The sequence below is a fragment of the Nitrospirota bacterium genome (assembly GCA_023229435.1).
Classification (GTDB): Bacteria; Nitrospirota; UBA9217; order UBA9217; family UBA9217; genus JALNZF01.
On sequence record JALNZF010000002.1, the window covers coordinates 22,462 to 35,755 of the forward strand.

Genomic DNA, 13,294 nt, shown 5'->3' on the forward strand with positions numbered 1-13,294 from the left:
CCACTTCATGTTTCTAATTAAACCATTCTTCGCGCGATCCAAACGCTGCACCAATAACAGGGTCTCCGCGCTGTTGCGAAAGAATCCGACGAGAATAGGGTAAACCGATTCAGACCGGCCTTGTTTTTAATTCCCTCGAATTCGGGGGAATTAAAACCCGGATTATTGAGCTGCGCCCAAATTCCGACGCGCTGCGTCGGAAATCTCGTTTCCTTACGATTTCCGAGACAGCGCCTCGGAAATCCAGCGCAGTGGAAACGACCAATATTCTGTTGATTTTTCAAAACGGTACTATAATTCCAAGGAAAAGTAAAGGAGAAAGCGGGCTGACGATAGGCTGCGGGAAACCTTACATGCGAGTCCTGTCGGGAAGACGGATATTTCTATTCAATAGGGATGTGCAGAATACAAAAAAACCCGCGCCGTCAAGGCCCGTTGATTAGACGAGCCATGAGCAAAGCGCGGGCGCTGATAAGAGAACTCGGAGAAATCTACTTCCCCAGTAACGTTGTGAACGTATCGTGATGGCCTTCTTCGTCCGCGAGGATCTGCTCGAAGAGCAGGCGGGTCGTGGTGTCGCCCTCTGAAGCGGCCTGTTTGATGATCTTCTTATAGAGATCGATGGCCTCTTCCTCGGCCTTCGCGTCATGCTTGAGCATCTCTTTGATCGTACCGCCCACCTTGATGGGGTCCGGTTTGGTCGTGGGGGTGATGTCAAAATAGAAGATCCTCTCCGCGATCTTCTCGGCGTGCTTCATCTCCGAGATCGCGACCTCCTCGAACATATCGGCGATCTCCGCCGACTCCAGTCCTTTTGCCATGATATGCTGCCACATGTATTGTACGCTCACCTGTATCTCGCGTGCGATCGCCTGCTGCATCATATCGGTCAACTTGCTGCTTGCTTTCTGTACCATGGACTATTCTCCTTTCGAAATGTGAATCTGCCTGCTTTTATGAACATGTTAAAAATACTACCAGAAAAATCCGGAAAAGGAAAGGTTTAACAATAAAAGCGCCTGAGAACTGCCGGCCTATCGCTCCGGCATCCAACCCGCAACCCTCTGGTTTTGTTTGACATCCCCCCGGGTTTCTGGTAAAAGAATATAGATTTGATTTTTTTCCGCAAGGCTGCGTACCATACTGTATAAGGAGGAAAGAACACGATGAGGAAAACCAGAATTTTTTTTACCGTTATCTTAGCAATTTTCATGAGTGTTGCCGCCTCAGCGCAACTCCAGACGCCGGCGCCGAAAACCATCACAGCCACGAAAAAGGAGGTCAAGACAATGTCTGGTACAAAGGCAATCATTGAGACGAAGTTAGGAAATATCACCCTGAAATTCTTTCCCGATGTCGCTCCCGGCCACGTGAAAAACTTCATCGATCTGGCCAAAAAAGGCTTCTACGACGGGACCACGTTTCACCGCGTGATACCGGGGTTCATGATCCAGGGCGGAGACCCGAATTCGAAAGACCCCAATAAGAGCAAACACGGCCAGGGCGGTCCCGGCTACACCATCAAGGCGGAGTTCAGCGACAAGCCGCACAAGCTCGGAACGCTTTCCATGGCCAGGGCAGGCCATCCCGACAGCGCGGGCTCGCAGTTCTTCATCTGCGTAAAGGACTCATCCTTCCTCGACAAGCAGTACACCGTGTTCGGCGAGGTTGAGAGCGGCATCGAGGTGGTGGACAAGATCGTGTCCCAGCCCCGGGACAAGAGCGACAATCCGAATGACCGCATTGAGATGAAGGTAAAGATCGTGGAAGGGAAATAAAGCGACAGAGTTCAGGGTTCAAAGTTCAGGGTTCAGGGTTTTGAATACCCGGCCCCTGACTACTGGCCCCTGGACCCTCATCCAGGAGTTCTTTTTTGAAACAGGATATTAAAAAAGTCGTCGTCGCCTATTCCGGCGGGCTCGACACGTCGGTCATCATTGCCTGGCTCAGGGAGACCTACGGTTGCGAGGTGATCGCTTTCACCGCCGACATCGGCCAGGGTGAGGAACTCGAGCCGCTGCGCGAAAAGGCGATCAAGACCGGCGCGAGCAGGATCTACATCGACGACCTGCGCGAGGAGTTCGTCAGGGATTTCGTGTTCCCCGTGCTGCGTGCGAATGCCGTCTACGAAGGCCGCTATCTCCTCGGCACATCCATCGCGCGGCCGCTCATTGCCAAGCGCCAGATCGAGATAGCGGAGAAGGAAGGGGCGGACGCGGTCTGCCACGGGGCAACCGGCAAAGGAAATGATCAGGTCAGGTTCGAGCTCGCCTATCTGGCGCTCAAGCCTGGGGTGAAGATCGTCGCTCCCTGGCGCGAGTGGTCCATGAAGGGTCGTGAAGAGCTGATCACCTATGCGGAAAAGCATAAGATCCCGGTAACGGCGACCAGGTCCAAGCCCTATTCCACGGACCGGAACCTGCTGCACATCAGCTATGAGGGCGGCATCCTCGAGGACCCCTGGAAAGAATCGACCGGCGACATGTTCACCATGGCGGTGCCGGTGGAAAAGGCGCCGGATAAGTCCGAGTATGTCGAAGTGGCGTATGAGTCGGGAAACCCCGTCTCCATCAACAACAGAAAGCTGTCGCCCGCCGCGCTCCTGGCGGAGGCGAACCGGATCGCAGGCAGCCACGGGATCGGCAGGGTCGATCTCGTTGAAAACCGCTATGTGGGCATGAAGTCCCGGGGCGTGTACGAGACCCCGGGCGGAACCCTGCTCCACGCCGCGCACCGGGCAGTGGAGTCCATTACCATGGACCGCGAGGTCATGCATCTGCGGGACAGCCTGGTCTCCCGGTACGCTGAGATGGTATACTACGGGTACTGGTTCGCTCCGGAACGGACCATGCTCCAGGCCGCGATCGATGAATCGCAAAAGAACGTGACCGGCACTGCGCGGATCAAGCTTTACAAGGGCAACTGTGATATTGTCGGCAGAAAGTCCCCGGTCTCACTCTATAACCCCGAGCTCGCCACCTTCGAGGCCGAACAGGTCTATGACCAGAAGGACGCCGAAGGTTTCATCCGGTTGAATGCACTGAGACTGCGCGTAGGAAAAACAGTAAGTTCCAAATAACAAATTACAAATCACAAATAAATTCCAGTAACCAATTTCGAAACGTTTGAAAATTGGTGTTTTGGTGCTTATTTGAGATTTGGTGCTTGGGATTTGGTATTTCTTTTTATTATGACTATGAAAAAGACAACGACAAGAAAAAAAGCAAAATCGAAGACGCCCGCAAAGAAGGCAAAAGCATGGGGTGGCCGGTTCACCGAGGCCACGAACGAGCTCGTGGAGGAGTTTACCGCCTCGGTCCCCTACGATTGGCGACTCTATCCCTACGACATCGCCGGCAGCATTGCCCATGCGACCATGCTCGCCAGGACCGGCATCATCACGAAGCACGAGTCGCGCAGGATCATCAAGGGACTTGAGGATATCCTGAGGGAGATCGCCTCGGGGGCATTCACGTTCAGCGTTGAGCTCGAAGATGTTCACATGAACATCGAGGACCGGCTGATCAGGAAGATCGGCCCCGTGGGCGGCAAGCTCCACACGGCGCGAAGCAGGAACGATCAGGTGGCGCTCGACATCCGCATGTATCTGCGCGATGAGATCGCCGAGATCCACGAGCTTCTCGGCCTGCTCCAGAACACGGTCGTCGGTCTCGCGGAGCTGCACCGCGAAGTGGTCATGCCGGGCTATACCCATCTCCAGCGGGCCCAGCCCGTGCTCTTCGGCCACCACCTGCTTGCCTACTACGAGATGTTCGATCGCGATCGCGGCAGGCTTGTTGACTGCTTCCGGCGCGTGAACATCATGCCGCTCGGCGCCGGGGCGCTGGCGGGGACCGTACTACCCATCGATAGAAAGTACGTCGCAAAACTGCTTGCGTTCGCCGAGGTGTGCGAGAACAGCATCGATGCGGTCTCGGACCGGGACTTTTCCATCGAGTTCACGGCGGTCTGCGCCCAGATCATGATGCACCTTTCGCGCTTCGCCGAGGAGATCGTCATCTGGTCGTCTTCAGAGTTCGGATTCATCACGATCAGCGACGCGTTCACCACCGGCTCGTCGATCATGCCGCAAAAGAAGAACCCCGATGTGGCCGAACTCGCGCGCGGCAAGACCGGCAGGGTCTACGGCAGCCTTATCGCGCTCCTCACGATCATGAAAGGCCTGCCGCTCGCCTACAACCGGGACATGCAGGAGGACAAAGAGCCGGTCTTCGACGCCGCGGACACGGTCATGCTCACCCTGTCGGTATTTATCGAGATGCTCAAGAACATCACGGTGAACAAGGACGCGATGCGCAAGGCGGCTGATGACGGATTCATCACGGCCACCGATCTGGCGGACTACCTGGTCCGGAAAGGCGTGCCCTTCCGCAAGGCGCACGAGATCGTCGGCAAAGCCATCCTGCTGGCGACGAAGCAGGGATGCGGTCTGGGGACCGTGCCGCTCAGGGAATACCGAAAGCTTTCGCCGCTGATCCGCGAGGACGTGTACGACGCGCTCTCCCTTGAGGCGTCGGTCGGCAGGCGCACGTCCTACGGAGGAACGGCCCCCTCGAACCTGAAAAAGCGGCTTCAGGTGCTTAAAAAAAAGATGCGATGAATATCCGTACGCGATTTTTTTTTACGGCTTGTCTTCTCCTGGTTCTGACAACCGCTGTTGCCTGCGGCAGAAAGACGCCGCCCCAGATCCCTGACAGTCCGCGGCCTGCGGTGATAAAAGACATCAAGGCTATGACCAGGGACACCGTCGCGTTCCTTTCCTGGCCGCTACCGATCCAGAACGTGGAAGGCAGAGGCATACTCCCTTCTGATATACAACGGTTCCACATCTATCGCGCTGAGATGGCACAGGATAAAAAGAAGGTTCGGTACAAGTTATACGCCGAGCTCGACATGGCGGACCCGGCACCCGCAGAGGTGCGGAACGGAACGGTTTTCTGGAACGATCAGAATTTGAAATACGGACAGGCGTATAGCTACCGGGTCCGGGCAGTGAGCGTCCGGGGAGGGGTAAGCCCGATGTCCGATGAAGTGCGGATCGCGCCGCTGCTGTCGCTGGCGATTCCCAGGGACCTCGCGGCGCAGGGCAACGACAGCTCCGTCAATCTTTCCTGGGCGCCGATAATGACACGAATGGATGGCAGCCGTTACGACGGCTTTGTGGGATACAATCTCTACCGCGGGACTGAAAAAGGCCGGTTTGAAGATTTGCCGCTGAACAAGGAGCCGCTCAGGAAAAATTCGTTCAAGGACACTACGGCTATGAACGACAGGACGTATTACTATATGGTCCGTTCCGTGGACAGCCCGGCACTCCCCTGGAAAGAAAGCCTCGATTCAGATGCGGTGTCGGCAACACCCCGGGACATGATACCGCCGGACAGGCCCGCGGGGCTGACTGTCGTACCGGGCGTAGGCAGGGCATTTATCACCTGGACCGAGAACAAGGAGAGCGACCTTGCCGGATACCATGTATACCGCTCAACGAGAAGCGGCGGGGATTACGAGCGGCTTACGGACACCGTCCTCACGCGGACCACGTTCTCTGACGAATCCGCGAAACAAGGCGCAGTGTATTATTACATGATCACCGCCGTGGACCGGGCTGGAAATGAAAGCACCGGGTCGAAAGAAAAAATGGCCTCGATCGAAAAACTGAGGTAATATAGAGCAAGCTGGTCCCGCCCCGGGCGGGACTGCCCTGGTCCAAAAATCCATGCATGATTTTAACGTTAAGAACAACGAGTTGTACTGTGAAGGAGTCCCGGTCAGGGCGGTGGCCCAGCGGGTCGGCACACCCTTCTATCTTTACAGCAGCAATACGCTCGCGAACCATTTCCGGGCATTTGACAGCGCCTTTGCCGGCGTGCCGCACCTTGTCTGTTTCGCGCTTAAATCCAATTCGAACAGCGCCGTGATCCGGCTGCTCGCCCGGGAAGGGGCCGGAGCGGATATCGTCTCCGGCGGCGAACTGTTCCGCGCGCTCCATGCCGGGATCGACCCTAAAAAGATCGTCTATGCCGGGGTCGGCAAGCGCAGGGATGAGATCGAGTATGCGCTGAAAGTCGGCATCCTCATGTTCAATGTCGAGTCCGGCGAAGAGCTGCTCGCCCTCGACCGGGCCGCGAAGGAAATGCACACGGTCGCAAAGATAGCCCTCCGGGTGAACCCGGATATCGACGCCAAGACCCACGCCTATATCTCAACGGGGCTCAAGGAGAACAAGTTCGGGATACCCATAGAACAGGCGCTCGAGTTTTACCAGATCGCAAAGGGCCTCGCGAACGTGGAGGTCGTCGGCGTACACCAGCACATCGGCTCGCAGATCACCGAGGTCCGGCCTTTTGTGGACGCCCTTGAGAAGCTCGTCGGATTCGTTCGTGAGCTCAGGGCCGCCGGCACCACCATTCACTATATCAATGTCGGCGGCGGCCTGGGCATCACTTACAAGGACGAATCACCTCCTCTGCCGAAAGACGTAGCGCAGGCGATCCGGCCGCTGCTCAAGGACTGCGGGTGCACCATCGTGATGGAGCCCGGAAGAGCGATCGTCGGCAACGCGGGCATCCTCGTAACAAGCGTCCTCTATCGCAAGAACAGCGGCGAAAAGCAGTTCCTCATCGTGGACGCGGGCATGAACGATCTGATCCGCCCGAGCCTGTATGAGGCTTATCACGATATCCGCCCGGTGGTCGAATCCGCCGGGGGGGAGACGGTATTCGATGTCGTAGGCCCGATCTGCGAATCGGGTGATTTCCTGGGCAAGGATCGGAAGCTGCCTGAGGTAAAGCAGGGAGATCTCCTCGCGGTCATGAGTGCGGGCGCTTACGGATTCTCCATGTCCTCGAACTACAACTCACGGCCTCGCGCGGCCGAGGTGATCGTGAGGGGCAATGACTATTTCATTGTGCGGGAGCGCGAGACCTATCCCGACCTTATCAAGGGCGAGAAGATGCCGCGGTGGCTGGAAGGATAAGGCAATGCGGAGTGCGGAATTCGGAATGCGGAATAAGAACTAATGAAAAAAGTACCTTTCTATAAAATGCAGGGAACGGGGAACGATTTCATCCTGATCGACAACCGCGAAAATATCCTGAAGGGGATGAACCTGAAGGGTCTGGCGGTGAACGTCTGCGATCGGCACTACTCTGTCGGCGCCGACGGCCTGATCGTGATCGTGCCGTCGAAGAACGCGGACTTCAAATGGCGCTTCTTCAACGCCGACGGGAGCGAGGCCGAGATGTGCGGGAACGGCTCGCGGTGCGCGGCGCGGTTTGCGCTCCTCAAAAAGATCGCGAAAAAGAACGTGACCTTCGAAACACTTGCCGGGACCATCCATGCACAGGTGAAAAAGGACACGGTAAAGGTGCAGCTTGCCGGCGCCACCGGCCTGCGCATGAATATCGCCATTCCGCTCGACAGCGGATTGCGCATGGGTCATTTCATCAACACCGGCGTACCGCACGTCGTCTATCTTTCCAAGGACCTGGACAATGAGGACATTGACCGGATCGGGAGGACCACGCGCTATCACGAGTTGTTCAAACCCCTTGGCGCCAATGTGAACTTCATTCAGATCCAGGGCAAACACAAGCTCAGGATCAGAACCTACGAGCGCGGGGTCGAAGGCGAGACCCTGGCCTGCGGCACCGGTTCCGTGGCAGCGGCGCTCATCGCCGGTTCGCTCGGGGCGTCCTCGTCACCGGTCGAGGTCCTGACCCGGGGCGGGGAAAAACTGATCGTTTCGTTCGAGCGTTCTGGGGATGAGTTCAACACCATCCACCTCGAAGGCAAGGCAGAGGTGATCTGCGAGGGGACATTGTTTGTTTAACAAACTGTTGAAAAAGTCTTTTTGTGGTTCGACAGGCTCACCACGAACGGATAAATACGAATAAATTCAATACACGCTCCGTTCGCCCTGAGTCCTGAGCTTGCCGAAGGGTCGAAGGGTAAACTAAGTGTTTTTCAACAACCTGTTAAAATTCTAACAACCAGGCACCACATGACAAATAAGCGCCAATGATCAGTCATCAAGTTCCAACCGTTTGGTCATTGGAATTTATTTGGTGTTTGAGATTTGAGATTGAGAATTTGTGCTTCAAAAGGAGGCCGTCATGTTCAAAGGCTCAATGGTTGCGATCGTCACACCGTTCAAGAACGGGAAGGTTGACGAGAAGGCGCTCGGCGATCTGATCGAGTTTCACATCAAAAGCGGCACGGACGTGATCGTCCCCTGCGGCACCACGGGCGAGTCCGCCACCCTCTCCCATGAGGAGCACCACCGCGTGGTCGAGTTCACCGTGCAGACGGTGAACAAACGCGTGCCGGTGGTCGCGGGCGCGGGTTCGAACTCGACCTCCGAAACGCTGGAGCTCACGAAGTACGCGCAAAAAGCCGGCGCAAACGGCGTGCTGCTCATCACGCCCTATTACAACAAACCCACGCAGGAAGGGCTGTATCAGCATTTCAAGAAGGTGACCGATACGGTGGATATTCCCGTCATCCTGTACAACGTACCGGGCAGGACCAGCGTGAACATGCTTCCATCTACCGTTGCGCGCCTCAGAGAGATCAAGAACATCGTCGGCATCAAGGAAGCGACCGGCGACCTGAAGCAGATCAGCGAGCTCATCCGCCTCTGCGGCAGGGACTTTGATGTCATTTCAGGCGACGACTTCACCACCCTCCCGCTCCTCGCCATCGGCGGGGTGGGCGCCATCTCCGTGACCGCCAATATCATCCCGGCCGATGCCGCGGGGATGTTCGACGCCTTCTTCGCAGGGAAGATGGCGGACGCGCTCAAGCTCCACTACAAGATGGAGCCGCTCCACAGCCTCATGTTCATCGAAACGAATCCGATCCCGGTGAAGACCGCGCTCGCGCTCATGGGCAGGATCGGCGAGGAGTTCCGGTTGCCGCTCTGTTCTCTGGCGGACGCGAACAAAGAGAAGCTCAAGAAGGCGCTGAAAGACTACGGATTGATTTAAGTCAAACCAATCACCGCAGAGGACGCAGAGATCGCCGAGAAAAAAATCGGCATTTCGCTGTTCTCCGTGTCTCCGCATCTCTGTGGTTAAATCTCAAGAGGTGAAATTATGATTAAAGCAGTCGTAACCGGCGCAGCCGGCAGGATGGGTTCGCGGATCATCAATGTGCTCTCGACATCGGAGGGCATCCGTCTTTCAGGAGCTGTCGAACGAAAAGGACACCCCCTCGTGGGCCATGATTCCTGCGGCCCGGCCGGAATTCCTGCGGGAGGTGTCCTTACCGTCATAAGCAATGACCTTCCTGCCGTGCTCAAGACCGGTGACGTGCTCATTGACTTTACCCTCCCGGAAGCAAGCCTGGAGAATATCAAGGTTTGTGCGGAACTGGGCAAACCCGTCGTCATCGGCTCCACGGGTTTCTCAAAGGAGCAGCTCGACGCGGTCAATCAGTATGTTCAGAAAATTCCCTGTGTTCTTTCACCGAACATGAGCATCGGGGTGAATCTCTGTTTCAAGGTCCTTGCCGAGATCGCCAAGACCATCGGCGAGGATTATGACATGGAGATCGTCGAGACCCACCACCGGATGAAAAAGGACGCCCCCTCCGGCACGGCTGTGAAGATGGCCCAGGTACTTGCCGCGGCAGTGAGCAGGGACCTGAATGAGGTCGGCGTATATGCGCGAAAGGGTATGATCGGGGAGCGGACCAGGAAAGAGATCGGCATCCAGACACTCCGCGGGGGGGACATCGTCGGCGAGCACACCGTCCTGTTCGCGGGCAAGGGAGAGCGCATCGAGCTCACCCACCGGGCCCACAGCCGCGACACCTTTGCGGCAGGGGCCGTACGCGCGGCGAAATGGGTCGTCGGAAAAAAACCTGGGCTCTACGATATGCAGGACGTGCTGGGATTGAAATAATAATTACAGGGGTCAGGCTCCGGGGTCAGGGATCAGGTTTTTCTGGACCCGGGCCCCCGGACCCTGAACCCTCTTTCAAAGGAGAATTACATGAAAAAATGTTTTGTATTGATGGTTGCTGGCATGTTGATCTCCGCACCCTTTGGCGCGCACGCCTTTCCGACTAAAAAGGGCGACAAGGCCTGTACGGAATGCCACAAGCTGGACAAGACAGAAGCGGAAACGATCTTGAAAAAGTTCGCTCCCGAGGGAACGGTCACGAACATTACGGTAGCACCGCTCAAGAGTATGTGGCAGATCGACGTGGACGCGGGCGGCGGAAAACGAGGGGCTTTCTATCTCGATTTTTCGAAGAAATATGTTGTCGTCGGACAGATGGCTCCGGTCGAGTCACTCGGCAAACAGCCTCCGCCGCGCAAAGTGGATGTCTCCAAGATCCCGCTCGATGACGCGATCACGCTCGGCGTGGCGACCGCCAAGAAAAAGGTCATCGTTTTGACCGATCCTGACTGCCCCGCCTGCCGGGAACTTCATAGAATCATGAAACAGGTCCTGGCAAAGCGCAATGACGTCGCGTTCGCCGTGATCCTTTATCCGCTGCCCATGCATAAAGATGCGCCGAAGAAGGTCCAGGCGATCCTCTGCTCCAAGTCCGTCGATATGCTTGACGATGCATACGCCGGCAAAACAGTGCCTGACCCGTCAGCAGCCTGTTCCACTGCTGCAATGGAAAGAAACAAGGTGGTCGTCCAAGCCCTGGAGATCGAAGGAACACCCACGCTTGTCCGCGATGACGGCATCGTGCTTTTCGGTTTTCTCCCGGAAGACAAGCTGATGGAATGGATCGATAAAAAATAGGCACCTACTCAGGTTGTCAGGTTCACGGTTCAAGGTTCATGGTTTAAGCTGAATAAACCACAGCAGCTTATCTATCATGATAAATTCATTGAGCGATGTCTACCTGTAAAAGTGTTCGATTTACACGACGTTCCGACCTTGAACCGTGAACCTGGAACTTTGAACCTGAGTAGTTACAAAAGCGGGGCACTCGATGAAACTTGTGCGATTTCAGGTCCAGGGTCGGACGGCGTGCGGGATCCTGAATGGCGAAGAAGTGACCGAAATCGAGGGTGACTTCTTTGGTCCCCTGAAAACGCTATCCCCGGGTCATGCACGCGCAAGCGTGAAGCTCCTGGCCCCGTGCAGTCCGTCAAAGGTCATCGCCGTGGGATTGAACTATCGGGACCATGCCCGGGAGCTGGAGCTGCCGGTCCCCGAAACACCGATCATCTTTCTCAAGCCGCCGACAACCATCATCGGTCCCGGCGACATCATACGATATCCCGGAACGAGTTCCCAGGTCGACTACGAGGCCGAGCTCGGGATCGTCATAAAGGGCCGGGTAAAAGATATCCGGCCTGAAGAGGCTCGCAGGCACATTCTGGGCTACACCTGCGCCAACGACGTAACGGCGAGGGACCTCCAGAAAAAGGACGGCCAGTGGACGCGTGCCAAGTCATTCGACACGTTCTGCCCCGTCGGCCCCTGGATCGAGACCGATCTCGAGCCTGATGATCTTCTTGTCGAGTCCTATCTCAACGGCGGGCGGCGGCAATCGTCGCGGACCTCGCAGTTTATTTTCAGGGCGGATCATCTCGTCAGCTTCATTTCTCAGATCATGACGCTTTACCCTGGCGACCTCATCATCACCGGCACTCCGGCAGGTATCGGCCCGATGGAACCGGGTGATGAGATCGAGGTGAGGATCGAGGGTATCGGCAGTTTGAAGAACGTGGTAAAGTAAGTTAAAATGCAGATTGCAAAATGCAAATTTCAAAATTACGCGGCGCATTATTTTGCATTTTGCACTTTGACTTTTGCATTTCTTTGAGGAGGTTTTCATTGTCGCAGACTAGCGAACCTTACATCCAATCCCTGTTTGCCGAGCGCATCGGCGGCAGGATGTTCGGCAAGGAGCAGAAGATATATAAGTTCGAGAAGATCAAGCGTGCAAAGCGTTCGGCCCTTGCTGCGCATCCGGACGCCGAGCTTATCGATTTCGGCGTCGGCGAACCGGATGAGATGGCCTTCCCCGGCGTGGTCCGGACGCTCCAGAAGGAGGCCGAGAAGCCTGAAAACCGCGGCTACGCTGACAACGGTATTCAGGAGTTCAAGGAAGCCGCCGCGAGGTACCTGCAGAAGGTCTACGGTGTCACCGGCATCGATCCCGAGACTGAAGTCCTGCACGGCATCGGAAGCAAACCCGTGCTCGCCATGCTGCCGGCGATCTTCATTAATCCCGGCGACGTGACGCTCATGACCGTGCCTAACTATCCCATCATGGGCACCCATACCCGCTGGTACGGCGGCATGGTTGTGAATTTGCCGCTCTACGAGGAGAACGGTTTTCTCCCCTCTCTCGAGGCAATTCCGGCTGACGTAAGGAGTCGCGCCAAGCTCCTGTACCTCAACTATCCGAACAATCCCACGGGCGCGGGAGCGACCAGGCCGTTCTTCGAAAAGGTCGTCGCGTTTGCGAAAAACAACAACATCATCGTCGTGCATGACGCCGCCTATGCCGCGCTCATGTATGGAACAAAGCCGCTCTCATTTCTTTCAATTCCCGGCGCCAGGGACGTGGGAGTGGAAATCCATTCTCTTTCCAAGGCGTTTAACATGACGGGCTGGCGCCTTTCTTTTATGGCCGGGAACGAGCGCGTGATCGCCGGTTACGGGAATGTGAAGGACAATTACGACTCGGGCCAGTTCAAGGCGATCCAGAAGGCAGGCGTCTACGCCCTGGACCATCCCGAGATCACGGATGAGATCACGGCCAAGTACGAGCGCAGGCTCCGGGCCATGTCAGGCGTGCTGGCGGAGATGGGATTCAACGCGAAAATGCCGGCGGGTACGTTCTACCTGTACGTTAAAATGCCGGCGGGTGTCAAGGGCGGCAGAAGATTCGCGAGCGCTGAGGATTTCTCGGAGTTCCTTATTGCCGAGAAGTTCATCAGCACCGTGCCCTGGGACGACGCAGGCTCCTACATCCGCTTCTCGGCCACCTTTGAAGCAAAAGACAGGGCTGACGAGCAGCGGGTGCTTGACGAGTTTAAAAAACGGATGGGCGGTCTGCAGTTCGAGTTTTAAGATAACGACGGGGAACAGGGAAATGAGGAATGAAATTAGTAACTACTCAGATTGGCCGCAAAAGAACGCAAAGAACTCAGAGAAGAAACCTGAAACCATGTATTTCAGTTTTAATTCTCTCTGCGATCCTTGCGTTCTTTCGCGGCTAACAGATTTTGACCTGATTTGAACTGAGTAGATACTGAAATTATCCAACGATCTGGTTACCATCCTCTATTGTC

The 13,294-nt window shown here is 56.0% G+C and carries 12 protein-coding genes and 1 pseudogene; 11 read left to right on the top strand and 2 right to left on the bottom strand.

What is annotated here, in order from left to right; genetic code table 11:
* Nucleotides 1–95: 95 nt before the first annotated feature.
* Nucleotides 96–188, bottom strand: a pseudogene (locus M0R70_01750) (KilA-N domain-containing protein).
* A 303-nt stretch (nucleotides 189–491) separates the two neighbouring features.
* Nucleotides 492–917 (bottom strand): ferritin, encoded by a 426-nt coding sequence (locus tag M0R70_01755; protein ID MCK9418084.1) that lies wholly within the window; start codon nucleotides 915–917, stop codon nucleotides 492–494.
* A gap of 372 nt (nucleotides 918–1,289) precedes the next feature.
* On the opposite strand from M0R70_01755, the gene M0R70_01760 reads away from it, so the two are divergent.
* The 11 genes from M0R70_01760 to M0R70_01810 all read left to right on the top strand — a co-directional run bounded on the left by M0R70_01760 (nucleotide 1,290) and on the right by M0R70_01810 (nucleotide 13,073).
* Nucleotides 1,290–1,778 (top strand): peptidylprolyl isomerase, encoded by a 489-nt coding sequence (locus M0R70_01760; protein ID MCK9418085.1) that lies wholly within the window; start codon nucleotides 1,290–1,292, stop codon nucleotides 1,776–1,778.
* Between the two features lie 95 nt (nucleotides 1,779–1,873).
* Complete coding sequence (locus M0R70_01765) at nucleotides 1,874–3,079, top strand: argininosuccinate synthase (GenBank protein ID MCK9418086.1); 1,206 nt, start codon at nucleotides 1,874–1,876, stop codon at nucleotides 3,077–3,079.
* 117 nt (nucleotides 3,080–3,196) lie between these two features.
* Nucleotides 3,197–4,621, top strand: a complete 1,425-nt coding sequence (gene argH / locus M0R70_01770; protein ID MCK9418087.1) for an argininosuccinate lyase — start codon at nucleotides 3,197–3,199, stop codon at nucleotides 4,619–4,621.
* Nucleotides 4,618–5,685, top strand: a complete 1,068-nt coding sequence (locus M0R70_01775; GenBank protein MCK9418088.1) for a hypothetical protein — start codon at nucleotides 4,618–4,620, stop codon at nucleotides 5,683–5,685. The genes argH and M0R70_01775 overlap by 4 nt, the downstream gene beginning before the upstream one ends.
* 52 nt (nucleotides 5,686–5,737) lie before the next feature.
* Entirely contained in the window at nucleotides 5,738–6,997 is a 1,260-nt protein-coding gene (gene lysA, locus M0R70_01780) for a diaminopimelate decarboxylase (protein ID MCK9418089.1), read from the top strand.
* A 42-nt stretch (nucleotides 6,998–7,039) separates the two neighbouring features.
* Complete coding sequence (dapF, locus tag M0R70_01785; GenBank protein MCK9418090.1) at nucleotides 7,040–7,852, top strand: diaminopimelate epimerase; 813 nt, start codon at nucleotides 7,040–7,042, stop codon at nucleotides 7,850–7,852.
* Nucleotides 7,853–8,135: 283 nt separating this feature from the next.
* Nucleotides 8,136–9,008: a 4-hydroxy-tetrahydrodipicolinate synthase gene (dapA, locus tag M0R70_01790; protein ID MCK9418091.1), complete on the top strand. Its 873-nt coding sequence runs from the start codon at nucleotides 8,136–8,138 to the stop codon at nucleotides 9,006–9,008.
* A 108-nt stretch (nucleotides 9,009–9,116) separates the two neighbouring features.
* A complete protein-coding gene (dapB, locus tag M0R70_01795; GenBank protein ID MCK9418092.1) occupies nucleotides 9,117–9,926 on the top strand; it encodes a 4-hydroxy-tetrahydrodipicolinate reductase in 810 nt (269 codons plus the stop codon).
* Nucleotides 9,927–10,016: 90 nt separating this feature from the next.
* A complete protein-coding gene (locus M0R70_01800; protein ID MCK9418093.1) occupies nucleotides 10,017–10,784 on the top strand; it encodes a DsbC family protein in 768 nt (255 codons plus the stop codon).
* 193 nt (nucleotides 10,785–10,977) lie between these two features.
* Nucleotides 10,978–11,730 carry a fumarylacetoacetate hydrolase family protein gene (locus M0R70_01805; protein ID MCK9418094.1) on the top strand — a complete coding sequence of 251 codons (753 nt, stop codon included), beginning with the start codon at nucleotides 10,978–10,980 and terminating at the stop codon, nucleotides 11,728–11,730.
* Nucleotides 11,731–11,888: 158 nt separating this feature from the next.
* Nucleotides 11,889–13,073, top strand: coding sequence for an LL-diaminopimelate aminotransferase (locus M0R70_01810; protein ID MCK9418095.1), 1,185 nt, complete (start codon nucleotides 11,889–11,891; stop codon nucleotides 13,071–13,073).
* Nucleotides 13,074–13,294: the final 221 nt, after the last annotated feature.

Excerpts from the sequence above, each read along its gene's own strand:
- dapA (MCK9418091.1), top strand. The coding sequence starts at position 8,136 with ATGTTCAAAGGCTCAATGGTTGCGATCGTCACACCGTTCAAGAACGGG.
- M0R70_01755 (MCK9418084.1), bottom strand. The coding sequence starts at position 917 with ATGGTACAGAAAGCAAGCAGCAAGTTGACCGATATGATGCAGCAGGCG.
- argH (MCK9418087.1), top strand. The coding sequence starts at position 3,197 with ATGAAAAAGACAACGACAAGAAAAAAAGCAAAATCGAAGACGCCCGCA.
- lysA (MCK9418089.1), top strand. The coding sequence starts at position 5,738 with ATGCATGATTTTAACGTTAAGAACAACGAGTTGTACTGTGAAGGAGTC.
- dapF (MCK9418090.1), top strand. The coding sequence starts at position 7,040 with ATGAAAAAAGTACCTTTCTATAAAATGCAGGGAACGGGGAACGATTTC.
- M0R70_01805 (MCK9418094.1), top strand. The coding sequence starts at position 10,978 with ATGAAACTTGTGCGATTTCAGGTCCAGGGTCGGACGGCGTGCGGGATC.
- M0R70_01760 (MCK9418085.1), top strand. The coding sequence starts at position 1,290 with ATGTCTGGTACAAAGGCAATCATTGAGACGAAGTTAGGAAATATCACC.
- M0R70_01775 (MCK9418088.1), top strand. The coding sequence starts at position 4,618 with ATGAATATCCGTACGCGATTTTTTTTTACGGCTTGTCTTCTCCTGGTT.
- dapB (MCK9418092.1), top strand. The coding sequence starts at position 9,117 with ATGATTAAAGCAGTCGTAACCGGCGCAGCCGGCAGGATGGGTTCGCGG.
- M0R70_01800 (MCK9418093.1), top strand. The coding sequence starts at position 10,017 with ATGAAAAAATGTTTTGTATTGATGGTTGCTGGCATGTTGATCTCCGCA.
- M0R70_01810 (MCK9418095.1), top strand. The coding sequence starts at position 11,889 with ATGTTCGGCAAGGAGCAGAAGATATATAAGTTCGAGAAGATCAAGCGT.